Genomic DNA, 22,524 nt, shown 5'->3' with positions numbered 1-22,524 from the left:
AGGCATAACAACGTTGTATTATATAACTGAGGTGGCATGTATTCATATTCATGCTTTACTTCTTTTCGTGAAAAATCTTACAGCCAAAACGCCTTGGGGGCGAAAGCTCTCAGGGCGTTTTGCTATCCTTGGGTAAATTGCAAGGATAGGAGGAATTATCTATGAAAAATCAGAAGAGAGACGCAATCATACGACTGATTGTAATGGCAGTGCTGATGATAAACATGGTGCTGACGCTGGCGGGGAAGAACCCGATACCATTTGACGAAGCAGCGGTGACTGAGTGGCTTACGATAGCTGCCGGCGGCCTGTCGGCTATATGGTCGTGGTGGAAGAACAACAACATGACCACGGCGGCGCAGGAAGCGCAGAATACACTGAAAGCAATTAAAGAGGACGGTGACGGCAGCGATGGAGCTGTGTTTGAAGAAGTTGAGGAAGGAGATGTAGAGTAATGGAGTTTAAAAAAGCGTTCGAAAAGATGAAAGAAGGGGCAAAGATAAAGCTTCCTTCATGGGGCGGATATTGGTATTGGGATGCAGACAAAGAGACTATTATAATGCACACCAAGAATGGCGAGGAACTGGATATTAGAGCGACAAAGATGGTTGAATATACCGCACTTAATATCTGCTCTGATGAATGGCAACTTGCTGACGAGAAGAACTGCCCTCAGCTTGGAGGTGAAGCAATGTTCGGTTTCTCTGATGCGATTAGATACCTTAAACGAGGATTGAAAGTTGCTCGCAAGGGCTGGAACGGAAAAAAACAGTATATCGAATTGGCAAAGAATATCAGCTATCTGACTCCGGACGGAGAGAAACATAACTGTAACCATAACGCAATCGGAAACCAGGCGATTGCATTTGTTGGAACATCTGGCGTGCAGATGGGGTGGCTTGCTTCTCAGGCTGACATGCTTGCTGAAGATTGGGTCTTTGCGAAAAGTTTGAAAGGAGATGTAGAGTAATGATATCGGTTTTATATAGACAGTATTTTCTAAAATATAACTATGGCTATTATACTGGAAAGCTGGACGGAATATCCGGTTCCGGCACCAAGGCAGCCATAAAGAAATTCCAGAGAGGATACGGCTTGTCGCAGGACGGTATCTGGGGGACGAAGACGAACGCTAAGGCCGTGGCAGTAACCAAGGAGTTACAGACGCTGCTGAACAAATACGGCGCAGGCCTGACCGTTGACGGCGTACTGGGGCAGAAGACTGCAGCGGCCATAAAGACCGCGCAGAAAAAGCTGGGCCTGACAGCAGACGGATGCGCTGGACAGGCTACGTGGGCGAAGCTGCGTAGCGGATCGGGTTCGTCCGGTTCCACCAGTACGGCCTCCGGCGGAAGTTCTGCGCATTTTGCGAAGAGCGAGTTTAAGTGCAGCTGTGGCGGTAGATACTGCAATGGATATCCGGCAGGGAACACATCGGCAAAGTTGCTCAACATACTAGAAAAGATTAGAGCGTACTATGGTAAGTCGATAACGATCACATCCGGCCAGCGTTGTGCTACAAGAAATAAACAGGTGGGAGGCGTGTCTGGCTCGGCTCATACCAAGGGCAAGGCGGCGGATATTTATATCCCAGGCGTAACCAACACCAGAGCGGGAAGAAATGCCGTTGTGAATCTGGCGTATAAGTACGGTGCAGCCTACAGCTATGCCAACACAGCGCAGATGGGTAACGCTGTACATATAAATGTGTAGGTGCTGCCTATGTGGAATATGATACAAGAAAATATGGTAGCGATAATTTGTTCCGGCGTCGCCAGTCTCGCAGCCGGTGTGCTGGTGTGGGCCGTCCGCATGTTCAACAGCGTAATTATCACGCTCCGAACGGATATGCGGGATAAAATACGCCGCTTTGGTAAATTCTATATTCTTACCAACCAAATAACGATGGAGGAACGGAACGATCTAAGCGAGATGTACGACGTGTATCATAATAGATTGCGTGGAAATGGCATAGTAACGGGCATCTACGAAGAATGCATGGAACTGCCTATAGTGCCAGAGCGCACAAAGTGGAACCCATATTATGTTGGAACAGATGGATATATAAAATAGAGTGTCCCCGGCGAAGGCCGGGGATTTTTTCCTACATTATATATATGGTTGTAAAAAAGTTGTAAAAATCGAATTGTATGCTATAGAGACACTGAAAAGCGTGGATTTACTGGCAGTCATGAGGTCAGGGGTTCGAACCCCCTATGCTCCACCAATATCAATGAAAAAGCACGCTGGAAGCATTGAAATTCCAACGTGCTTTTTTCATCGTTTCCTGTGAGTTCCTGCGAAAAATAGTAAAAAGCATGAAAATAAATCATGCAAAAGCCATCAACCTCATGCACTGATACGCTGCCCTGTGAAAGCACTCCCAGTTAAATCCAGGTGAAAAGACATCCGTATCTTTTGCAATCGATATATATTTATATTATAATAAAAATATACTGGCTATGGGATTTGGGAACAGTCATGAAGCGGCGGGGAGTGCCCGCCTTTTCACCGGAAATCGCCCGGACCGATGAGGCTGTCCGGGTTTTTCTTGTTTTTATGAGGCAATGAGCGGAGGTGAGACTGGGAAGTGGATGGAGAAGCGATACGGAAAGTATGTGGAAAAGTTTCGCTGAAAGCGCAGATCTTTGCGGCGGTTCTGTTAATTATTTTTGTATTGCAGGCGTTTTCGGCGGAGAGAGTCTATGCTGATGAGCTTCACTATGTCAGAGATAATAATATAGATTTTTATCTTCCTGACGGGTGGGATATGGAGGAAATAGCCCCGGATGAGTCGTCGGACAGCGGGTTCGAGCTTATTGCGTCTTCGCAGGGCGATGGTGTCGTATTCGACCTCTATTATCATCCTGGTGAAACGACAGAATCTGTGTATTTTGACAGCTCAAGCGGTGATGCGGAAAGATACTACGAAGAACAGGGTCGTGGCATGATAGAAGCGCTTTACGGCGAGCTGTATCCGGGAGAGCAGATAACTGTTGCGGAGCCGGAGCTGGCCGATCTCACCTGGGACACGTATCTGAAGCTGATGGTAACTGTGGGGAGCGGAGCCGGCGCGAATGAGCAGTTGGTGTATTTCTCCGCCAGAAGCTCCTACAACTACTCCTACGAAGACGAGACCAGAGCAGTGGTGGACCGCATCCTCCTCTTCAGAAACGACCAGGGCGGGACGATGACGGCAGAACAGCTGGATGAATGGGCGGAGCCGATAGCGGCCGAGTATTACGACTTCGGATACGATGATATACTGATGGGAGATGCGGAAGAAAGCAGCTTCGATGATACATATCATCCGGACAGCGAGACAGACTCGGGAGCAGTGCTTTCGAGTGTGATATCGGTCGTGATGTCTCTTATATTTGTAATCGTGATAATGATCGTGGTGTTGGCGATAAAGAGGAGAGCCAGGAGGGCGCGTACATCCTATCCGAAAGCCAGATGGCAGCAGGCGGATCTGTCGCCGGGAAAGAAGGACACTGCGAAAGAACGTAAAAAATCGGAAAAGGACAGGAAGAAAAACGGCAGCTCTAAGAGAGAAAATCATGATCGGCAGAGACAGCCGGCGACCGTAAGCAATGGTGGCAGGCGACATGGCAGTGGATATGTGGAAAGCCTGGAGACCCTGAGGAAATCAGGGCTGGTGACGAAGGCGGAGATGCAGGAATTGCTGGATAAATATGAAAGGACTATGCGGGATCTTGAACGCAGGAAGAAAAGACGAAGTTGACGAAGCTTAGAGATGGAGGAACGATATGACTATTGCTGGGATAACAATAGGCGCGGCAGTTCTGTGGCTGGTAGCAGCCGCGGTCCTGACTATCATAGAAGCTCTTACGCAGGGGCTCACGTCCATATGGTTCGCGGGAGGGGCGGTAGCGGCAGCTGTTGCGGCTATGGTAGGCGGTCCGTTGCCAGTGCAGGTGATCGTTTTTCTGGCGGTCTCTGTGATCATGCTGGCGATTATGAGGCCTATCGTCAGGAATAAATTCAATAACAGAGTCGAAAGGACCAATGTGGAAGCCCTGCCGGGATCAGAGGGTATCGTGGAAGAACGGGTGACTCATCTGGAACCGGGCGCGGTAAGGGCGGATGGCAAGGTCTGGTCAGCAGTGTGCGCTGAAGGCGAGACCATAGAAAAAGATACCGTTGTTGTTATAAAGTCGATAAAGGGTGTTACCCTTATGGTGGAAGAAAAGAGATAGGAGGATAACAATGTTTTCAGGTGCTGGAATATCACTGGGAGGTATTTTCGCGATAATAGTGCTCATAGGCATCATCATCGCATTGATAGTGACCAACATAAGAATAGTTCCGCAGGCAAACGCTTATGTACTGGAAAGGCTTGGCGCGTATTACGCTACGTGGCAGGTGGGTCTGCATTTCAAGATACCGTTGATAGATAAAGTGGCCAGGAAGGTGTCTCTCAAGGAGCATGTCATCGATTTCCCGCCTCAGCCGGTGATAACAAAGGATAACGTTACGATAGAAATAGATACAGTGATCTATTTCCAGATAACTGATCCGAAGCTCTATGCCTATGGTGTGGAAAACCCTATGGCGGCCATAGAAAATCTGACAGCTACGACGTTGAGAAACATCATCGGGGAACTGGAGCTGGACGGTACACTCACCAGCCGCGAGCACATCAATTCGAAGATAAGGATAGTTCTCGATGAGGCCACCGACGCGTGGGGGATAAAGATAAACCGTGTCGAGGTGAAGAACATAAATCCGCCGGAGGATATCCAGACTGCTATGGAAAAGCAGATGAGAGCCGAAAGAGAAAGACGTGAAGCTATCCTCAGGGCAGAGGGAGAGAAAAAATCGGCTATCCTTATCGCGGAAGGAAACAAGGAAGCGGCCATATTGGAAGCGGAAGCTACCAAGCAGGCAGCCATAAAGGAAGCGGAAGGTAAAGCAGAGGCGATAAAGATGGTGCAGGAAGCGACGGCAGAGGGACTCAGGATGCTCAGCAAGGCAGAGGCCACTAAGGAAGTTCTGACTCTGAGAAGCCTGGAAGCCTTTGAAAAGGCCGCCGACGGAAAAGCGACCAAGATAATCATCCCTGCGGAGATACAGGGTATGGCGGGACTTGCCAGCGCTCTTACGGGAATCGTAGTAGACGGAGATGGGAAACCGAAAAAGTATTCTCTGGGAGCTGCCGAGTCAGGCACAGTTGAAACGGATCGCTGAGGGGAGACCGCAGATGATACCGTATGATAAAAGGATGTTCAGGATAACCGCCGACGATCCCAGGGGAGATAAAGTGAAGGTGCAGCTTCCTGTAGCTGCTGTGAAAAGGCTGATCGGGACGACTGGGAAGCTTCCTGTCCCAAGAGAAAAGCTGGATGGCATGGAACTGGAAGATCTGATGAGGACTGTCGAACAATGTCTCGAAGCGGAAACAGAAGGGGATATAATCACCATCGACGCGGTCGACGGAACGCGGCTTCGCGTCTTTGTGGAGTAATGAAGGACGAAGATGAAGATAGTAGTTAAGACGAAAAATACGGATTTTTCCATGCCGGTGCCTCTTGCCATGGCCGAATTGGCGATCAATAACATGCCGGAATCGATTTTTGAAAAAGGCCGGGAGAAGATGGGGCCTCCTTATGACTCATTTATCACCAGGGAATTGGCGGTGACGATGTTCAGGGAATGCAAGGATATATTCAGACAGAACAAAGGGCTTGAGATAATACACGCGGAGGGACATGATGGGACGTATATATCCGTCGTGCTTTGATATGAGAAGACGAAAAACCGATAAAGGAAAGTGTGGTGGGAGCGCTGCCTGCAGGAGGGCAGCGCTGTTGCTGCTTTTGCCGCTTTTTACGGTAATGCTGCTGTTGGCGTCGTGCTCGGCGGGAACGGCGGCAGGGGAGACAGGCTCCGTTGACAGTCAGGGAATATATCTGCCGGCTGAGGAAGATCTGACGGCATATTTTTTTGATGTGGGGCAGGCGGATGCTACACTGCTTGTTTCCAGGGGAGAAGCAATGCTGATAGACGCGGGCAACAGGGACGATGCTCAGTTCATCACCGGTTATCTTGCGGAGCTGGGGATCGAAAGGCTCAAGTACATGGTGTTCACCCATCCTCACGAGGATCATATAGGCTCAGGGGAAGCTGTCCTTTCGCAGGTGACGGTAGACATGGTATATATGCTCGATGGTTACGATGAAGGCATCGAGGGGAGCCTGAGGCAGGCTGTGGAGCAGGCGGGTATAAACGTCGAGGCTCCCAAGCCGGGAGATACGGCGCAGCTGGGAGAGTGCGGTATCGAGTTTTTGGGCCCTGTCAGCGACAGTGATGATGAAAACGATATGTCCATTTGTCTTCGTATCGATCACGGACAGAACAGCATGCTTTTTACAGGGGACGCCGGAAGCGGGCCGGAACGCGAGATGATAGAAAGCGGTGCCACACTGGAGGCGGATTTGCTGCAGGCAGGACATCACGGCAGCAGTACATCAAACAGTTATTATTTCCTCAGGGAGGTGAATCCCAGATATGTGGTGATATCGTGTGGAGAAGACAATATGTATGGTCATCCTCATGAGGAGACGCTGAGCAGGTTCAATGACCTGGGAGCGGAAGTCTTCAGGACAGACCTGCAGGGGACTGTGATAGCGGTGGATGACGGCGAGGAGATCACCTTCAACTGTGAAGGCGCCAAAGCTGACAGACCGTATTCCGAGGATCATCAGGAAGCGTCGTATATCGGCAATGTGAATTCGAAAAAGTATCACTCTCCCGACTGCGGAGGTCTGCCCGAGGAAAAGAACCGCGTCTATTTCACCGATAGAGCCGCTGCGGAGAAAGCGGGATATGAGCCGTGTGGATTGTGCCATCCGGATGGGAGCAGCTGAGGGATTTTAGGATGGGATTTCGAGGTAAGGATAGCCGGAATATCCTCAATGCGTCTCAGCAGTGGCCTTCGCGATAATATGCAGCCTTTTTGGCTGTCGGTGGCATAGTGGAATATCGTCAATTGATATTCAGGAATTGTTCAGAGATAATTTTTGGAGAAAATTTCCTTTAAAATATCGTGAATACGGTGTCTTACGTAAGTCAGGATATTTTTACCGAAAATCGAGTGGAAAAACATGCGAAACTATCGCGAAGGTATATCCTGACGTAAGGGTCAAAACATAGGCACAAGGTAAAACAATCCCCTTGTTCACAGAGATGTGAACAAGGGGATTGTTTCTTGTTCGCCCGCCATGGGCGGGCTCTAACGGGTGAAAGTCCCGAGTGCGCGTAGGCAACGACGAAGCACATAGCTGAACAGCAAGGGTGTTCACCGTGAGGTGAAATCTGAAGGAAGCTGTAGGCAAACCTCTGACCTGACGGACAGAAACCACATATAAGGCTGGGAAATACGGATAAGACGGCAAGAAACATCGAAGTCCAAAAGTTGCTGGAAGTACCAGTAAATGTGGCAGGTATATGGAGGGAAAGAGTCCGCACCTTAAGCGGGGAGGTCTCACAGGCGGTCTCATTAGCCGTAGTAACAACGAACTGTGAGAAGTCAGCAGAGGTCGTAGTAGTGAAGAAGTTCCTGTAATGGGGATGGAGCGAAGGACCGAACAATCAATCAGTTGAAGTACGTTCCACTTCGTAGCCGGAGCAAACGCCTGTCGATGACATCAAAGGCGGCAAAGGCAAAAGGGGCAGAAAGGAAACAACGCATGGACACAAGAAGTCTCATGGAGCAGATAGTGAGCAATGATAACCTCAATGCGGCATATCTGCAAATCGTCAGAAACAAAGGAGCGGCAGGCGTAGACGGGATGACCGTTGAAGAGCTTGGCGCATATCTTGCGGAAAACGGCGAAAACATCAGGAAGCAGCTGCGGACAAGGAAGTACAAACCGCAGCCAGTTAGACGGGTGGAGATACCAAAACCAGATGGAGGGACAAGAAACCTTGGAATACCAACGGTAGTTGACCGGTTTGTACAACAGGCAGTAACACAAGTACTCACGCCAATCTTCGAGGAGCAGTTTCACGAGCATAGTTATGGATTCAGACCGAATCGGTGTGCGCAACAGGCAGTGCTGAAAGCATTAGAGATGATGAACGATGGGCATAGCTGGATAGTGGATATCGACCTTGCAAAGTTCTTCGACACGGTAAACCATGACAAGTTGATGACGATTTTCGGACGGACAATAAAGGACGGAGACGTTATCTCAGTGGTAAGGAAATTTCTGGCCAGTGGAGTGATGATCGATGACGAGTATGAAGATACAGTTGTCGGCACACCACAGGGAGGGAATATATCGCCGCTGTTGGCAAATGTCATGCTGAACGAGTTGGATAAAGAGCTTGAGGCAAGAGGGTTGGATTTCGTGCGCTATGCGGACGATCTGATTATCATGGTAGGAAGTAAGCAGGCGGCGGAGAGGGTAATGAAAAGTGCTACCCGATTTATTGAGGAAAAGCTGGGATTGAAAGTAAATGCTGAAAAGAGCAAGGTGGACAAGCCCAAAGGAATCAAGTATCTCGGATTTGGATTTTACTATGACACATTAGCCAAAGGATATAAAGCCAGACCGCACCCGAAAGCAGTAGCGAAATTCAAAGCACAGATGAAGAAGCTGACATGCAGGAGCTGGGGAGTGAGCAACAGTTACAAAGTGCAGAAACTGAACCAGCTTATCCGAGGATGGATAAACTACTTCAAAATCGGGAGCATGAAGGGATTATGTGAGCGTTTGGACAGAAACATACGCTACCGTCTGCGGATGTGTATTTGGAAGCATTGGAAAACACCGCAGAATAGGGCAAAGAACCTGATGAAGCTGGACGTACCCCGCTGGGCGGCATACAAAATTGCCTACAGTGGAGACCGTTATGCGAGGCTTGCGCATAACGGCTGGGTACATAAAGCGATAAGCAATGAAAGACTAACCACATTTGGGCTAGTCTCCATGAGTAATTACTACGCCGAAAGGCGTGTCATATGTTAAGTTGGTTGAACCGCCGCTTGCGGAACCGCATGAGCGGTGGTGTGAGAGGTCGGAAATTCCCCAATCAGAGGAATTTCCTCCTACTCGATTATTCGTTTTCTTTTCTTCTGCATGTATCAGGTAACTGCTCTGAATATGGCATAAGGCTGTCTATGGCTTCTTTATCATTCAGATCGATCCTACGGAGCTGGTCAAGCAGATAGCTCAGATATTCAAATGGCAGCAGATCATTTTCTATGGCGCTTACCACAATGCTATACAGAATTGCGCTTGACTTTGCCCCTCTTGGCGTATTGCAGAACAGCCAGTTCTTACGGCCCATCACAAACGGCTTTATCGCACGTTCACTCCTGTTATTGGAAACCTCAAGCCTCTCATCAAGGAGGGTATTCATCAATGGTTTCCTCTGGTTTATCGTGTAATTCAGCGCTTTAAGATAAAGCCCCTTGGGAAGTGGCTTTTGTGATTCTTCTTCCGCCCACGCAAAGAAGCCCTCAAATACCTTCCGCATCGTGGTCTTTCTGAATTCACTTCGTTCTTCTTCGGTAGATAATTCATGGCACTTGGCATCTAAAAGAAACAGCTTATCACACCATACGATCCCTTCCTTTATCTTTAAGGCCCCGGGACTTCCTTTATCATTTAACACCTCTAGCGCGTCTGCATAATACCGCCTCGCATGGGCCAGACAGCCTACGTGGATGATATCATCATTCACACTCAGGTAGCCCTGATATCCGTCTGTCTGCAGGTATCCGTGATATTCTTTAAGGAATGTTTCCGGGACATAGCCTGCACGAGAGCCATCCGCATAATGATAAAGCACGATAGGTGATATACCCTTTCCGCTTCGGAACATCCACATGTAGCTCTTTTCCCGCGTCTTATCCCTCAGCACCGACAGGCTCGTCTCGTCAGCCTGGATGATATCATATGACAGGAGCTTCTCGTACATCCTGTCGTAAACAGCCTTAAGATAATTCTGCGTAAGAAGTATCATCCAGTTTGAAAGGGTTGCTTTGCTGATGTTTACACCATAGCGCTTAAGATCTTTAGATATCTTATCCAGAGGATCACGGTTTTCATATTTCCTTGTTATGACGTATGCACCAAGTGACGGTGACAGAATGCTTCCACGAAGCAGAGATCTCGTCATTGGAGAGGCGATGATCGTAGCTTCGGTTCCGTTTTTTTCACAGTTCCTGCAGCTGTATATATGCTGTATATGCTCACGCACAACTGCCTTTGCCGGGATGATCTCCACTTCGCGGTGGATCCTTTTGGTCATCTCATGAAGCTTATGGCCGCATACAGGGCAGAGCTGCTCTTCTTCTGTAAGCACATATTCTACAGGATCCGTTTTTCTTAAGGCACTGATAAAAGCGTCTTTCTTTCCCTTTCGTTTAATCTTGCGAACAGGACATGCTTTCTCCGCTTTTGGCTCCGGCAACCTCAGATCGGCTTCTTTCTCTATTTCATTAAAAAAGCACTCCTGCTGCCCGTCATCTATTAAAGACTTTTCGCTTTTTCTTCCGAACCTCTTAGCCTGACTAAGGCGAAACATCTTTCTGTAATATTCAAGCTCTGCTGAAACCTCATCCAGTTTTCTTGAGGTGTCCAGTGCATATTTTTCCAATTCTGCTTTTGTCATGGATGAAAGATCTATCTGTTTCATGACTTTATTATATCAAAAAACCATTGAAATTTCAATGATTTTAAGGACTATTCCATGGTTTTAAGGATCCTTCCATATTAATTTTCAATGGTTTTGAGAAGCCTGTCATATTCATATCTGTACATGAAATCACGGGCGTAACTGTGAGATTTTGGCCAGTAAAATGTTCCGTATTCGAGCTTTCTGCTGAAAAGGCAATATCCATTCTTGCATATCTTCAGCGCATAGATCTGTTTCCATTTCTTTTCTATGAAGAAGAATATCTGCCCCGGTATCAGGGGCAGATCCAGATCGAACGCTATGATAGATGCCATGGACTCCATAGACAGATTCCCTCTGATAGGTTCTAAAACGAGAATTGCCCGGATGTTTTCTGATGGCAATCGTACCCACTTCCTACTCTCATCTATGGGCAACAGGACTTTTTCTTCCATAAATCGTAATTTCCCTTCTCGAAGGAGCCTTTCCCGGGCCTTTCTAAAGGTAATATCTTTTATATTGTGTTCCAGGCACCATCTTTTTAAGGGAAGGTCACTTGTATACGCTTCCTTGATTATTTTCTCCCACTCATCCGATGTTCGCCACATATGTGCTATTCCTCCTGTAGTTGCTACTTAGTAGCATACTACCTTGTTCTCTTTTTTTCAATGTGCCTATGTTTTGACCCTTACATCCTGACAGCGTCTGGCGATAATCCGTCGATCCGCCGACTGCCGGGAAAAGATAAAAGGCTGCCTGCCGACGGGAAGATCTCATCGGTGAGGCAGCCATATTTCTGTCTGTTTCTTGTATATGATCACTGTGTTTACTGCAGATCGTTTATCAGTTCGTCGATATCATCATACGTCTGCGAATTTGTCGATGAAGGATTGATGGACGAAGGATCGTCGCTGGTCCCGAACACGAAGAAGTAGATAAGTGCAAGTATCGCTATCACGGCAACCACCGCTGCGAATATTATGATGGATTTTTTGAACTTGGCGCTCTTTTCCGCACGTTCATCTTCATCGTCGACATCTTTGAAGAGGGAAAATCTTTCGCTCTTCTTTTCCTGTTCTTCCGGACCCTCGCCTGGGTCGTTGCTTGTGACAGTTCCGTCGTCTGTGACTGTGCCGGGAATTTCACTCCCTGTGACAGCCCCGCTGATCGTGTCATTGGCGGCCTCGTCGCTTTCGCTGGCGGCGGCATCCTGAGGGGAAGCACTGTCGGATACGGCATTGACATCGGCGGCCTGACCGGCAGTCACGACAGCCGGATCCTCATTTCCTTCTGCCTTCCTGGCTTTAGCGGCAGCTTTCTCGGCCTTCTTCCTCTCTTTTTCTCTGCGTTTCTCCTCCTTGCGCCGTTCCTTTTCGGCTTTCTTTGCCTCCTTTTCGTTGAGCGGTGCGGTCTCCTGCCCGTCCGCTGTCTGTCTGTCCGGCGATTGTCCATCCGGCGACTGGAGGTCGCCTGGAGAGCCGGTCTGCGGTGCTTCGGACGTTCCGGTATCATCAGGCGCTGCCTGTTCCGGTCGCTCCGGTGTCGGCGTTGTTTCTGTTTCGGCAGCAGTGCTGCTTGGGACTGTATCTGCCGCATTTTTGGAGGCAGGCGCACCGTTAGCTTTTCCGGTGGCCTTTTTCGCGGCCATGCCCATTACCTGGCCGAATATGGCGTTGAGAACAGCCGCGTCCTTCGCCTCGTAAGGCAGCAGCTTTATTTCGTTGTCATATGTAAATGTATAGACACATGCATCGGGATCGTTCGACACGTCGGTCATGTTGATGTAAAGGAATTCTTTCCCATCGAATGTGACGGATCTCGTCGTGAATATCGCTCTTTGTTCTCCTGATATTATTTCGATAGTTTTCATGATAATGACCTCAACTTTGTATAAATTTCATGAGAATTTCAAGCTCTTTTTCAAAGACCTTTTTTTTATGGTAACCTTTTTGACCATGAAAAGTCAATAAAAAATGCGATATAATTACAAATAAAGGAAGACAAACCGGTTGAATGATGTTATAATATAAGTAATTATTTTCATATTTATAACAAAATGAGAAGAAAAAGAGGTTACGGAAATGAATAAGAGCGCCTTAACTGAGCAGAGACGGGAAACGGTTATCGGTCTCCTTAAAAATATGAACATCAGGAAGAACGCTGAAGGGGGATTCGATAAAGACGATGTATACGAATGCATGCAGCAACTGTGCGATTTGTATGAGAATAATATAGAGGAACTGGAGAACGCCTATGAAGGCGAGATAAACGAACTCAGAGAAAGATATCAGAAATATGACGATAACAACGAGCTGTATGTCAGTCTGATCATGGAGGCGAAGAAGAGCAGCAACGAGATCATCAACCAGGCGAAGACGGAGGTCGAGACAATCCTTGCGGAGGGCAGGGATCAGGTCGCCAAGCAGGAGAAGGAGCTGGAGCAGATGAGAAACGGTATGGAATCCGAGAAGGAGGCCATCACCAGGGAACTCAATGCTTCGAGAGAGGCCGTTGAAGCGGAAAAGGCGGCCATGAAGGCCGAGGTACAGGCTGAAAAGGAAAAGGCTGAGGCTCTCAAGAATAAGTATAAGCAGCAGATAAACGCCATGGAGGAAGAGTTTGCTGAGATAAAGACCAATATCCTTCGCACGGCGGGACGAGTGGACAGCCTCAAAAGCAAGCTGGCAGATGATGAAGGTTCCGTATGGACAGTGAACGATACTCCTGAAGCTGTCGATTTCCCTGTAATGGACGAAGGCGTTGAAGAAATAAACGTTCCGGATGAGCAGCTTCCGGAGATACATATGGACGAGCCTGCAGCGGCGGAGATACCGGCAGCTCCTGTTGAGATTCAGCCGGAGGCAGCTGAGGAAACGGCACCGGCGGCTGCAGCGGCGGTCGAGACTGGATCTGAAGGGGAGACCGGCGGACTGAGACTTGAAGATCTTATGCCTGAGCATGTGACAGTGGAGGCTGATAGCGCTTCTGCGTCTGCAGCTGGCGCGGCATCGGTGGAAGATGCACAGGAGCTGAAGCTGGAAGACATAGAAGTAGATCTTCCGGAGCTGAAGGAAGAAAAGACGGAGAAGGTCCCTGAGCAGGCGGCTCCGGCAACGGGAAGCATCCCGCAGGAAGTTGCAAACAGCGGGGAAAAAGCTGCGGAGGAGACGGGAGAGATCTCTTTCGAGGGCTTGGAAGATCTGTTTAAGGACGAAAAATAACCGGTCAGCGATGAAAGAACTAAAGGAAAAGATTTTGAATGAGGGTGTCGCCATCGGCACCGAGATAGTAAAGGTAGATCACTTTCTCAATCATATGCTGGATATCGGTTTCCTTGAGAGGATAGGAGCTGAATTCAGGAAGCGATTTGCCGACAGCGAGGTAGATAAGATACTGACGGTGGAAGCCAGCGGTATCGCCGTGGCATGTCTTACGGCGCCGTGCTTCGGGTATCCGCCGGTGGTATTTGCCAAGAAAGCCAAGCCGAGCACGATGAACGACGGATTCTATGAAGCAGATGCCAGATCTTTTACTAAGGGAACGGTATCTAAGTTCAGGGTGGCTGAGGATCTGCTGAAGGCCGGTGAGAGAGTCCTGATAATCGACGACTTCATGGCCCACGGAGAGGCGTCCATGGCTCTTGCGGAGATAGTGAAGCAGGCCGGAGGCACGGTGGTCGGCATAGGCGCAGTCATCGAGAAAGGTTTCCAGGGTGGCAGTCACAAGCTCAGGGAAAAGGGCTATACCGTGGAATCGCTGGCTGTGATAAAGGAGATATCCGACGGCAATATAATCTTTGAATAGCGCTGGACAGGAATGTGAATACATACAGTTGAGAGTCCGGAAGTATCCGGACTCATTTTAGTTGGAGGAAGGGGTGGGTAGCGGATTTCCGCAGCTTTGAAAAGCTAAAATATGACGGAAATTTTACAAAAAATCAATTTATTTGTTGGACTGGCGGCAAATAACCAGTATAATAGATAGGTAAGAAACATCACATGGATTTACACGGAGGTAACAATGAAGAAATTACTGACAGTTTTGCTGGCCGTGGTAATGGTATTCGCTCTCGCGGCCTGCGGTGGCGAAAATGAAGCCACCGGCGGCAACGGCAAGGTGGGAGCCCTCTATATCGGCAACGTCAACGATGGAGGCTTTACCCAGAGCATGAATGAAGCCCTTCAGTCAGCAACTGAAGCCAATGACCTGGAGCTGCTCATCAAGGAGAATCTGGGCGAGAATGACGCTCAGGCAATCAGAGACGCGGTAACCAACTTTATCGACCAGGGATGCACCATAATCGTAGGATGCTCCTTCGGCTACGGTGAAGTGCTCAACGAGCTGGCTAATTCGGGAGATTACGACGATATCACGTTCCTGCACTTCTCAGGCCCTTATCAGAACGAGACCAACCTGGAGAACTTCTTCGGTTCCATGGAGGAGGCCAGATATCTCAGCGGAATGGCTGCGGCTTCCGTAAGTGAGACGGGAGTTCTGGGATACGTGGCAGCGTTCCCGTACACTGAAGTACAGATAGGTATCAATGCCTTCACGCTGGGAGCTCAGGCCATAAACCCTGATATCGAAGTCAAAGTCATCTACATCAATACGTGGGGCGATGCCGAGATCGAGAGAACGGGAGCAGAGCAGTTGATCGCGGCGGATTGCGACGTACTGACGTATCACGCCGATTCCACGGCTACACAGCTGGCTGCCTCGGAGGCAGGCGTTTATACCACAGGTTGGAACGTTGCCAACAATGTAGCGGGAGATTATTATATAACGGCTCCTTACTGGGATATAGAAGGTTACTTCTCCTCCACATTTGAAAAAGTGCTGAACGGGGAATTTGCTCCGTCAGGTAATCAGCCTTTCAGCTACTACGGCTCCATGGCCGATGGCATGATCTGTCTCGACGAGTTGGGGTCTGCGGTTCCTGAAGATGTGGCTCAGCAGATAAACGACGTGAAGGAGCAGATGGAGAACGGTGAATTCGAAGTGTTCTCCGGAGAGATAAGATACTCCGACGGCACCCTTCTCTGTGAGGAAGGACAGACGCTGACAGACGAGGAAATCTGGCAGATAAACAAGGAAGTTGAAGGCGTGACAGCCACTTCCAACTAAATATCGGATCATACGATTAAAATCTTTCAAAAGGAAGACGTAATATGGTATATTAATAAGGGGAACAGCTCAGTTCCCCTTATACTATTTATGCGGAAAACAACGATGCAATGTACGGAGGAATACAGTGGAGCAGAATCTTGCAATCGAAATGAAAAATATCAGCAAGAGCTTCGGCGCCCATAAAGCCAACGACGCGGTGGACCTGTCGGTAAGAAAGGGAGAAGTCCACGCGCTCCTGGGTGAAAACGGCGCAGGGAAATCTACGCTGATGAACATGCTGGCAGGGATATATACCCCGGATACGGGACAGATAAGGATAGACGGAAAGGAAGTTCGGTTTTCGTCTCCGAAGGATTCCATCAAGCTGGGGATAGGGATGATCCATCAGCATTTCAAGCTGGTGGACGTGATGACGGCCAAGGAAAACGTCATCATAGGACAGCCTGCCGGCTTTTTCGTTCACGGGAAGAAGCTGGCCAAAGAGGTAAAGGAACTTTCCGACAGATATGGTCTCGATGTAGATCCAGATAAGAAAGTCTACGATATGTCGGTAGGGGAAAAGCAGACTCTGGAGATAGTAAAGGTATTGTACCGCGGCGCCAGGATACTGATAATGGATGAGCCTACAGCAGTGCTTACTCCTCAGGAGATAAAGAAGCTCTTCCGGGTGATTCGGAACATGAAGGAGCAGGGATGTTCTGTGGTCATCATCACTCACAAGCTCAACGAGGTGATGGAGATATCCGACAGAGTTACGGTATTGAGGAAAGGCCGCTCCATCGGAACTGTCGTCACCGGAGAAACGGAAGTCTCCGATCTCATCGAGATGATGGTAGGCAAGAAGGTGGATCTTTCCATAGAAAAGAAGAAGTTCAGCGATAAGAAGCCGCTGCTGCAGCTGGATGAGATCACCGTTCTCAACGGAGAAGGCAAGGAGGCTGTTTCAGGCGTCAGTTTCGATATAAATTCCCACGAGATCGTCGGTGTGGCCGGTGTAGCCAACAGCGGCCAGAAGGAGCTGTGCGAGGCCATCGCGGGACTGGTGAAGACCCAGAAGGGACGTATATTCTTCGACGGAGAGAACATAGTGGGGAAGACTCCCCGTGATATCATAAAGCTGGGTATAAGGATGGGCTTCATACCTGAGGATCGATTGGGGATGGGACTGGTAGGAGGAATGGATATCGTTCACAACATAATCCTCAAGGACTATCAGAACAGGCCGGGATTCATCCTCCACAGGGGGCCTTGTGTCGAGAAAGCGAAGAAGATCGTGGAGGAACTGGATATACAGACTCCCAGCATATATACCCCGGTCAAGAAGCTGTCGGGAGGTAATGTTCAAAAGGTGCTGCTGGGACGGGAGATAGATTCGTCGCCAAGAGTGCTGATAACAGCCTACCCTGTCAGAGGACTGGACATCGGCGCGTCATATAAGATATATGAGCTGCTCAATCAACAGAAAGCGGCAGGAGTAGGCGTGCTGTTCGTGGGAGAAGATCTGGACGTACTGATGGATCTGTGCGACCGTGTAGTAGTGCTGTGCCACGGTGAGGTGACGGGGATAGTGGATCCGGACAAGGTGACTAAGGAAGATATAGGGCTGCTGATGACGGGAAAATCCCTCGACGGCGCCGATGAGGAGGTGGGCGCGTGATGAATTTCATAAGACTGACCAAGCGAGACGACCTGCCAAAGAGCAAGGAGATAATGATAACGGTGCTGGCGGTGCTGCTTTCCATGGTGTTCGCCGGCATCATACTGGCTATATTCGGATTCAACCCTTTCCATATCTTCAAGGAAGTGATACTGGGAGCCGTAGGGACTGAGCTGAGGATAAAGCAGACTATCGTCAAGGCCGTGCCGCTGATAATCACATCGCTGGGCATAATAGTGGCGTTCAAGATGAAATTCTGGAATATCGGCGCCGAAGGCCAGATAACCATGGGTGCTCTGGGAGCTGCCTGGGTGGCTCTCAACCTGAGTCCCGATACGCCTCAGCCGCTTATGCTGCTGATGATGATGGCAGCAGCGGCGCTGTGCGGCAGCATATGGGCCTTCATACCGGCCATATTCAAAGCGAAGCTGGGGACCAACGAGACTATTTTCACTCTGATGATGAATTACGTGGCCATCAAGTTCGTAACCTATCTCCAGTATGGCCCGTGGAGAGATCCGTCCGTCAACGGATTCCCCAGGATAGAGATGTTCCCGGACAGTGCCAGACTTCCTGTTTTGGGAGGTATCCATATAGGATGGATATTCGCTATACTGGCGACGGTGGCCGTGTACTTTTTCATGAAGCACACCAAGAAGGGATACGAGATCGCTGTAGTGGGTGAAAGTATAGAAACGGCCAGGTATGCGGGAATGAACATAAGCCGTATAATAATAACGGCCATGATAGTTTCGGGAGGCCTCTGCGGCATCACGGGGATGATACAGGCTTCAGCCGTCGAGAAAACTTTGGTGTACGGTATCGCCAACAACTACGGTTTTACAGCCATAATACCGGCATGGCTTTCCAAGCTCAACGCTGTCTCGGCCTTTATCATATGTATAGCTTTCGCTGTATTGCTGCAGGGCGGTGATTATATACAGATAGCTCTGGGAGTCTCAAGCTCCGTAGCTGATATAGTACAGGGACTGATATTGTTCTTCATACTGGGAAGCGAGTTTTTCATGAGATATAAGGTTCACATAGGCAGAAACAAAGAGGAGGTGGCGTAGTCATGACAGATTTTCTTGCGGCATGTGTGGTTGCGGGAACACCGCTGGTCTTCGCCACGCTGGGCGAGCTGATAACTGAAAAATCAGGGAGCACCAATCTGGGGGTCGAGGGCATGATGCTGATAGGTGCCGTGATGGGATTCCTGGCAGCTATGAATACGGAAAGCCCTGTGGTGGCCATATTGGCGGCAGCAGTGGCGGGAGCTGCGGGGGCGCTGATCTATGCTATACTGACTGTGACCCTGAGGGCTAATCAGATAGTATGCGGGCTCACTTTGACCATATTCGGCACAGGCTATGCTCAGTTTGTGGGACAGCCTCTTTTGGGGATGAGCGCACCGTCTTCGGTGATATCTTTCTTTGGAAAGATATCCATACCTGTTCTGGGAGATATCCCGTTCATCGGACCTGTATTCTTCCAGCAGGACCTGTTCGTATACCTCAGCTACATAATGTGCGGGCTGGCAGCCGTGTACATGTACAGGACCAGGATGGGGATGAATCTCAAAGCCCTGGGCGAAAGCAATGCGGCGGCTGACGCCTCCGGCATAAATGTCGCTCTTTACAAATATATCCATATACTGATAGGGGGAGCTCTATGCGGTCTGGGCGGCGCCTATCTTTCCCTGGTGAGGATGCCCATATGGCAGGAGAATATCGTCAACGGCCGCGGCTGGATAGCGGTAGCCCTGGTAATATTCGTGGCGTGGAATCCTATCAAAGGTTTTTTCGGCGCGGCCCTCTTCGGCGGCCTCAGCATCCTGGGACTCAGGCTCCAGGCCATGGGATTCAACGTATCTCAGTACCTGGTGGATATGATTCCTTACGTGGCGACCATACTGATAGTCATATTCAGTACATATAAGAAGAAAAAAGAAAGTCAGCCTCCGGCTGATCTTGGCAACAATTATTTCAGAGAGGAGAGATGATATATGATATATGTCCATTTGGCAGAAGGGTTTGAAGAGATAGAGGCGCTGACGGCTGTAGATGTGCTCAGACGGGCATCAATAGATGTGCAGACCGTGTCCGTAACGGGAAATAGAGTTGTTACAGGGACTCACGGTGTGCCGGTAACGGCGGACATCCTTTATGAGGACGCGGAGTACGAGGACTGTGAGATGATAGTGCTGCCGGGCGGGATGCCGGGAGCTGCCAACCTGCAGGCTCATGAAGGGCTGCTGACGCACATAAAGTGTTTCGCCGAGAACGGTAAGAAGCTGGCGGCCATCTGCGCCGCGCCGATGATATTGGGACACTGCGGCATCATAGAAGGAAAGAAGGCGACTGTTTATCCCGGCATGGAAGATACTCTGACCGGGGCGCAAGCTACAGGCGCTGCCGTGACGGTGGACGGCAATATCATCACGGGACGAGGCCCGGCTCTCGCCATGGAATTCGCCCTTGCTCTGGTGGAAGCTATCAAAGGGAAGGCTGCTTCTGACGAGATCGCGGAAGATTTGCTGTATCAGCGCAAGTGAGTGGTATGAAATTATCGATGATTGATATGGGGAAAGCCGATCTTCACATCCATACTTATTATTCTGACGGTCAGTCCAGTCCGGGGGCCATAGTGGAAAAAGCCGGGAAAATGGGATATTCAGACATCGCCATAACGGATCACGATGGTATTGGTGGTGTGAAAGAAGCTGTCGATGCCGGACGGAAAAACGGCGTGCGGGTCATCCCCGGCATAGAGTTGGATACGGAGACGGAACAAGGCGTTGATCTTCACATCCTTGGATATGGCATGGATTTGGAGGACAGGGATTTCAGGCGTGTGATGAAAGAGCTGGACAGGCGCAGACAGCGTCGTAACGAAGGGCTGCTGAAGGCTTTGACGGATATGGGATATCCTTTGTCGCTGAGCGAGCTGAAGGAGCGACACCCCGGCGGCTACGTGGGGAAGCCTGTCATCGCCCGCGCCATGGTGGAAAAAGGGTATATCGCCGACTACCGGGAAGCCTTCAGTCCCGGCCGGTTCCTGGAGAGCAGCCGGGCCAGGGCCGTGAAAAAGGAACCCTTCTCATCCTCTGAGGCTATATCGCTGATAAGAGGAGCCGGCGGGATCCCAGTCCTGGCTCATCCCATACAGATAAAAGGCATGGGGATCACCGGATCCGAGGATTTTTACCGAGCTGTGGAAAAGCTGGTGGTCAGCCTGGCGGATCAGGGGCTTGGCGGACTGGAATGCTATCATCCGGACCAGGATGAAAAGCAGGCCGGCCGTTTTGCCGGGATGGCCCATCGCCACGGCCTGTGGATAACGAGAGGCTCTGATTTCCACGGACCGGATTACAGCCAGGAGCAAGACTGGATACGGAAGAATCCTTTTCTTTCTGTTACAGACTAAAGAAAACTGAAAATATTTGGCATCAACGCCGCGGAGCAGGGCTTCGGCTCTGCGGCGTTGATGTTTTTTTTTGCAACGCTTTGCCGCAGGCTCTTTGCTCATTGCTCACCTCGTTTTCTGTGGCTTGCGGTATTGACGTCCATCCTGATATCGTAAGGCTTAAGGCCGGATATTTCTCTTTGCGTATGAAGGAGCGTACTTTGGGAATAATAGTTAAGGAAATTATTTCCCACCGGGAATAAAACGCAGAGGAAAATATATGAAAAACTATTTTGAAAGTACGGTACCCGTCCCCCGCAGGGGCTGGGTGATCATCATCGTGTTGGGCGCGTTGCTGGCGGCAGCCTCCGTGGCGGCAGGCATGGCGATGGCGCCGGAAAGAGAAGATATGCCGGTCCTGCTGTCAAACGGTGAAGTGATAACTGCGCCCTGGTATATAACGGTGGACGGCGAGAAGGTAGCTCTTGTAGAGTCGCAGGAAGCGGCCCGTGACGTGGTCATGGGTGTAGTTGAGAAATATCGTAGCAGCGGAGAGAATGTCCTCGATGTTGAAGTGGAAGAACAGACGTCATCGGAGCAAATGGATATCGAGAACGGCGACGTGCCTCCTGACATCCTGACAGAGGAGGAGGCGGAACAGGTCCTCGTCAGCGGCAATGACGGTGACAGTTATCTCACGGTGAGGACTACTGAAGAACAGACTAAGCAGGTAGCGATAGAGTTCCGACAGGAATATAAGCCGGATTCCGATATGTATGTGGGAGAGAAGAGAGTAGAGGTAGAGGGCCGGGAAGGAACGAAGGCAGTGACTAAGAAGATAGTCCGGGAAAATGGCCAACCGGTGGAGGAAGAGGTACTGGATGAGGAAATAATCAGGGAACCACAGGAAGAGATAATCCTGACCGGGACAAAGACTTACGACGGATACGGCGGAGGATCAGGAGACTACGGTGACGAGGGCGTGTCCTATGATCCGGACGCCGTCTATGAAATACTTGCCACACCTTTGGACACTATCCATATCACATCAGGATTCGGACAGCGATGGGGCAGGCTCCACAGCGGTGTGGATTTTGGCCTCGCGCAGGGAAGCGCTATATATGCGGCCGATGACGGGCGCGTTTACTTTTCAGGAGACGGCGGAGGTTACGGCAACCTCCTCAAAATAGATCATGGCAACGGGATGCAGACCTACTATGCTCATTGCAGCGCTCTGTTGGTCTCGTCAGGCCAGCAGGTGAGCCGCGGTCAGAAGATCGCGTTGGTGGGTTCGACAGGTAATTCCACCGGTCCTCACCTTCATTTTGAAGTGATAATAAACGGAAACTGTGTGGACCCGCTTGATTTTTTGAAGCTGTGAATTAATGGCAGAGGCATTGAGATCACCACATCGGATGTGATCCATTCTATCCACTTCATCTCATGCACCTAAAGTCCAGGCTCTTGATGCTTTTTAGGTGCAAATCGTGGCTTTTCCCGGCCTCTCCCGGAGACGATATGCTCAAGACATGGTGATCAGCCCATGTCTTGAGTGCATTTTTTGACGAAGATAGGGGCAATCTGCACCCACGATACATTTTTTGCCGGAGCTTATGGGTGCACCGCATTTTAAAAAGTTATCTGAAATGGCAAAAAAGCACCATAAAAATGGTGCGACAGAATGT

Annotated in this window: 23 protein-coding genes; 20 read left to right on the top strand and 3 right to left on the bottom strand. The window is 49.7% G+C overall.

Annotation, left to right across the window (positions count from 1 at the left end; all coding sequences use genetic code 11):
- Nucleotides 1–161 precede the first annotated feature (161 nt).
- The 11 genes from ACQY69_RS06630 to ltrA all read left to right on the top strand — a co-directional run bounded on the left by ACQY69_RS06630 (nucleotide 162) and on the right by ltrA (nucleotide 8,996).
- Complete coding sequence (locus tag ACQY69_RS06630; RefSeq protein ID WP_428259607.1) at nucleotides 162–455, top strand: phage holin; 294 nt, start codon at nucleotides 162–164, stop codon at nucleotides 453–455.
- The gene (locus tag ACQY69_RS06625) at nucleotides 455–970 is read left to right on the top strand and encodes a DUF2829 domain-containing protein (protein ID WP_428259605.1); all 516 of its coding nucleotides are present in this window, start codon (nucleotides 455–457) and stop codon (nucleotides 968–970) included. The genes ACQY69_RS06630 and ACQY69_RS06625 overlap by 1 nt, the downstream gene beginning before the upstream one ends.
- Complete coding sequence (locus ACQY69_RS06620) at nucleotides 970–1,713, top strand: peptidoglycan-binding protein (RefSeq protein WP_428259603.1); 744 nt, start codon at nucleotides 970–972, stop codon at nucleotides 1,711–1,713. The genes ACQY69_RS06625 and ACQY69_RS06620 overlap by 1 nt, the downstream gene beginning before the upstream one ends.
- An 18-nt stretch (nucleotides 1,714–1,731) precedes the next feature.
- Entirely contained in the window at nucleotides 1,732–2,073 is a 342-nt protein-coding gene (locus tag ACQY69_RS06615; protein WP_428259601.1) for a hypothetical protein, read from the top strand.
- A gap of 517 nt (nucleotides 2,074–2,590) precedes the next feature.
- Nucleotides 2,591–3,745 (top strand): hypothetical protein, encoded by a 1,155-nt coding sequence (locus ACQY69_RS06610; RefSeq protein WP_428259599.1) that lies wholly within the window; start codon nucleotides 2,591–2,593, stop codon nucleotides 3,743–3,745.
- 25 nt (nucleotides 3,746–3,770) lie between these two features.
- The gene (locus ACQY69_RS06605) at nucleotides 3,771–4,220 is read left to right on the top strand and encodes an NfeD family protein (RefSeq protein WP_428259597.1); all 450 of its coding nucleotides are present in this window, start codon (nucleotides 3,771–3,773) and stop codon (nucleotides 4,218–4,220) included.
- Between the two features lie 10 nt (nucleotides 4,221–4,230).
- Nucleotides 4,231–5,211 (top strand): SPFH domain-containing protein, encoded by a 981-nt coding sequence (locus ACQY69_RS06600; protein ID WP_428259596.1) that lies wholly within the window; start codon nucleotides 4,231–4,233, stop codon nucleotides 5,209–5,211.
- Nucleotides 5,212–5,224: 13 nt separating this feature from the next.
- Nucleotides 5,225–5,488 carry a hypothetical protein gene (locus ACQY69_RS06595; protein ID WP_428259594.1) on the top strand — a complete coding sequence of 88 codons (264 nt, stop codon included), beginning with the start codon at nucleotides 5,225–5,227 and terminating at the stop codon, nucleotides 5,486–5,488.
- A gap of 12 nt (nucleotides 5,489–5,500) precedes the next feature.
- Nucleotides 5,501–5,764 carry a hypothetical protein gene (locus ACQY69_RS06590; protein WP_428259592.1) on the top strand — a complete coding sequence of 88 codons (264 nt, stop codon included), beginning with the start codon at nucleotides 5,501–5,503 and terminating at the stop codon, nucleotides 5,762–5,764.
- Nucleotides 5,736–6,890 carry an MBL fold metallo-hydrolase gene (locus tag ACQY69_RS06585; protein ID WP_428259590.1) on the top strand — a complete coding sequence of 385 codons (1,155 nt, stop codon included), beginning with the start codon at nucleotides 5,736–5,738 and terminating at the stop codon, nucleotides 6,888–6,890. Before ACQY69_RS06590 ends, ACQY69_RS06585 begins: the two co-directional genes overlap by 29 nt.
- Nucleotides 6,891–7,712: 822 nt before the next feature.
- Entirely contained in the window at nucleotides 7,713–8,996 is a 1,284-nt protein-coding gene (ltrA, locus tag ACQY69_RS06580) for a group II intron reverse transcriptase/maturase (protein WP_428259086.1), read from the top strand.
- Nucleotides 8,997–9,084: 88 nt separating this feature from the next.
- Here the strand turns inward: ltrA and tnpC are convergent, their stop codons facing one another.
- The 3 genes from tnpC to ACQY69_RS06565 all read right to left on the bottom strand — a co-directional run bounded on the left by tnpC (nucleotide 9,085) and on the right by ACQY69_RS06565 (nucleotide 12,520).
- Nucleotides 9,085–10,671, bottom strand: coding sequence for an IS66 family transposase (tnpC, locus tag ACQY69_RS06575; RefSeq protein WP_428259588.1), 1,587 nt, complete (start codon nucleotides 10,669–10,671; stop codon nucleotides 9,085–9,087).
- A gap of 77 nt (nucleotides 10,672–10,748) precedes the next feature.
- Nucleotides 10,749–11,258 carry an IS66 family insertion sequence element accessory protein TnpB gene (gene tnpB / locus ACQY69_RS06570; protein ID WP_428257568.1) on the bottom strand — a complete coding sequence of 170 codons (510 nt, stop codon included), beginning with the start codon at nucleotides 11,256–11,258 and terminating at the stop codon, nucleotides 10,749–10,751.
- A 218-nt stretch (nucleotides 11,259–11,476) separates the two neighbouring features.
- Nucleotides 11,477–12,520 (bottom strand): hypothetical protein, encoded by a 1,044-nt coding sequence (locus ACQY69_RS06565; protein ID WP_428259586.1) that lies wholly within the window; start codon nucleotides 12,518–12,520, stop codon nucleotides 11,477–11,479.
- A 211-nt stretch (nucleotides 12,521–12,731) separates the two neighbouring features.
- Between ACQY69_RS06565 and ACQY69_RS06560 the strand changes: the two genes are divergently transcribed.
- From ACQY69_RS06560 to ACQY69_RS06520, 9 genes are all read left to right on the top strand, one after another.
- Complete coding sequence (locus ACQY69_RS06560) at nucleotides 12,732–13,871, top strand: hypothetical protein (RefSeq protein WP_428259584.1); 1,140 nt, start codon at nucleotides 12,732–12,734, stop codon at nucleotides 13,869–13,871.
- 10 nt (nucleotides 13,872–13,881) lie between these two features.
- Entirely contained in the window at nucleotides 13,882–14,454 is a 573-nt protein-coding gene (locus tag ACQY69_RS06555; RefSeq protein ID WP_428259582.1) for a xanthine phosphoribosyltransferase, read from the top strand.
- 216 nt (nucleotides 14,455–14,670) lie between these two features.
- Entirely contained in the window at nucleotides 14,671–15,774 is a 1,104-nt protein-coding gene (locus tag ACQY69_RS06550) for a BMP family ABC transporter substrate-binding protein (protein ID WP_428259580.1), read from the top strand.
- A gap of 151 nt (nucleotides 15,775–15,925) precedes the next feature.
- Entirely contained in the window at nucleotides 15,926–17,434 is a 1,509-nt protein-coding gene (locus ACQY69_RS06545) for an ABC transporter ATP-binding protein (RefSeq protein ID WP_428261028.1), read from the top strand.
- Nucleotides 17,434–18,507: an ABC transporter permease gene (locus ACQY69_RS06540; protein ID WP_428259578.1), complete on the top strand. Its 1,074-nt coding sequence runs from the start codon at nucleotides 17,434–17,436 to the stop codon at nucleotides 18,505–18,507. Before ACQY69_RS06545 ends, ACQY69_RS06540 begins: the two co-directional genes overlap by 1 nt.
- A gap of 2 nt (nucleotides 18,508–18,509) precedes the next feature.
- Nucleotides 18,510–19,436: an ABC transporter permease gene (locus ACQY69_RS06535; protein WP_428259576.1), complete on the top strand. Its 927-nt coding sequence runs from the start codon at nucleotides 18,510–18,512 to the stop codon at nucleotides 19,434–19,436.
- 3 nt (nucleotides 19,437–19,439) lie between these two features.
- Entirely contained in the window at nucleotides 19,440–19,988 is a 549-nt protein-coding gene (locus ACQY69_RS06530) for a DJ-1 family glyoxalase III (protein ID WP_428259574.1), read from the top strand.
- A 5-nt stretch (nucleotides 19,989–19,993) separates the two neighbouring features.
- A complete protein-coding gene (locus ACQY69_RS06525; RefSeq protein WP_428259572.1) occupies nucleotides 19,994–20,860 on the top strand; it encodes a PHP domain-containing protein in 867 nt (288 codons plus the stop codon).
- Between the two features lie 259 nt (nucleotides 20,861–21,119).
- On the top strand, nucleotides 21,120–22,220 hold the full coding sequence (locus tag ACQY69_RS06520) for a peptidoglycan DD-metalloendopeptidase family protein (RefSeq protein ID WP_428259570.1): 1,101 nt from the start codon (nucleotides 21,120–21,122) through the stop codon (nucleotides 22,218–22,220).
- The last annotated feature ends 304 nt before the right edge of the window (nucleotides 22,221–22,524 follow it).

Origin of the sequence: Gallibacter sp. Marseille-QA0791 (assembly GCF_965119705.1) — a bacterium.
Classification (GTDB): Bacteria; Bacillota; Clostridia; order Peptostreptococcales; family Anaerovoracaceae; genus Lentihominibacter; species Lentihominibacter excrementipullorum.
Note: the sequence above shows the minus strand (reverse complement) of the source record. Positions and strands in the feature narration are given on the sequence as shown.

Coding starts and splice junctions, on each gene's coding strand:
- ACQY69_RS06630 (WP_428259607.1), top strand. CDS start 162: ATGAAAAATCAGAAGAGAGACGCAATCATACGACTGATTGTAATGGCA.
- ACQY69_RS06625 (WP_428259605.1), top strand. CDS start 455: ATGGAGTTTAAAAAAGCGTTCGAAAAGATGAAAGAAGGGGCAAAGATA.
- ACQY69_RS06620 (WP_428259603.1), top strand. CDS start 970: ATGATATCGGTTTTATATAGACAGTATTTTCTAAAATATAACTATGGC.
- ACQY69_RS06615 (WP_428259601.1), top strand. CDS start 1,732: ATGATACAAGAAAATATGGTAGCGATAATTTGTTCCGGCGTCGCCAGT.
- ACQY69_RS06605 (WP_428259597.1), top strand. CDS start 3,771: ATGACTATTGCTGGGATAACAATAGGCGCGGCAGTTCTGTGGCTGGTA.
- ACQY69_RS06600 (WP_428259596.1), top strand. CDS start 4,231: ATGTTTTCAGGTGCTGGAATATCACTGGGAGGTATTTTCGCGATAATA.
- ACQY69_RS06595 (WP_428259594.1), top strand. CDS start 5,225: ATGATACCGTATGATAAAAGGATGTTCAGGATAACCGCCGACGATCCC.
- ACQY69_RS06590 (WP_428259592.1), top strand. CDS start 5,501: ATGAAGATAGTAGTTAAGACGAAAAATACGGATTTTTCCATGCCGGTG.
- ACQY69_RS06585 (WP_428259590.1), top strand. CDS start 5,736: ATGGGACGTATATATCCGTCGTGCTTTGATATGAGAAGACGAAAAACC.
- ltrA (WP_428259086.1), top strand. CDS start 7,713: ATGGACACAAGAAGTCTCATGGAGCAGATAGTGAGCAATGATAACCTC.
- tnpC (WP_428259588.1), bottom strand. CDS start 10,671: ATGAAACAGATAGATCTTTCATCCATGACAAAAGCAGAATTGGAAAAA.
- tnpB (WP_428257568.1), bottom strand. CDS start 11,258: ATGTGGCGAACATCGGATGAGTGGGAGAAAATAATCAAGGAAGCGTAT.
- ACQY69_RS06565 (WP_428259586.1), bottom strand. CDS start 12,520: ATGAAAACTATCGAAATAATATCAGGAGAACAAAGAGCGATATTCACG.
- ACQY69_RS06560 (WP_428259584.1), top strand. CDS start 12,732: ATGAATAAGAGCGCCTTAACTGAGCAGAGACGGGAAACGGTTATCGGT.
- ACQY69_RS06555 (WP_428259582.1), top strand. CDS start 13,882: ATGAAAGAACTAAAGGAAAAGATTTTGAATGAGGGTGTCGCCATCGGC.
- ACQY69_RS06550 (WP_428259580.1), top strand. CDS start 14,671: ATGAAGAAATTACTGACAGTTTTGCTGGCCGTGGTAATGGTATTCGCT.
- ACQY69_RS06545 (WP_428261028.1), top strand. CDS start 15,926: ATGAAAAATATCAGCAAGAGCTTCGGCGCCCATAAAGCCAACGACGCG.
- ACQY69_RS06540 (WP_428259578.1), top strand. CDS start 17,434: ATGAATTTCATAAGACTGACCAAGCGAGACGACCTGCCAAAGAGCAAG.
- ACQY69_RS06535 (WP_428259576.1), top strand. CDS start 18,510: ATGACAGATTTTCTTGCGGCATGTGTGGTTGCGGGAACACCGCTGGTC.
- ACQY69_RS06530 (WP_428259574.1), top strand. CDS start 19,440: ATGATATATGTCCATTTGGCAGAAGGGTTTGAAGAGATAGAGGCGCTG.
- ACQY69_RS06525 (WP_428259572.1), top strand. CDS start 19,994: ATGAAATTATCGATGATTGATATGGGGAAAGCCGATCTTCACATCCAT.
- ACQY69_RS06520 (WP_428259570.1), top strand. CDS start 21,120: ATGAAAAACTATTTTGAAAGTACGGTACCCGTCCCCCGCAGGGGCTGG.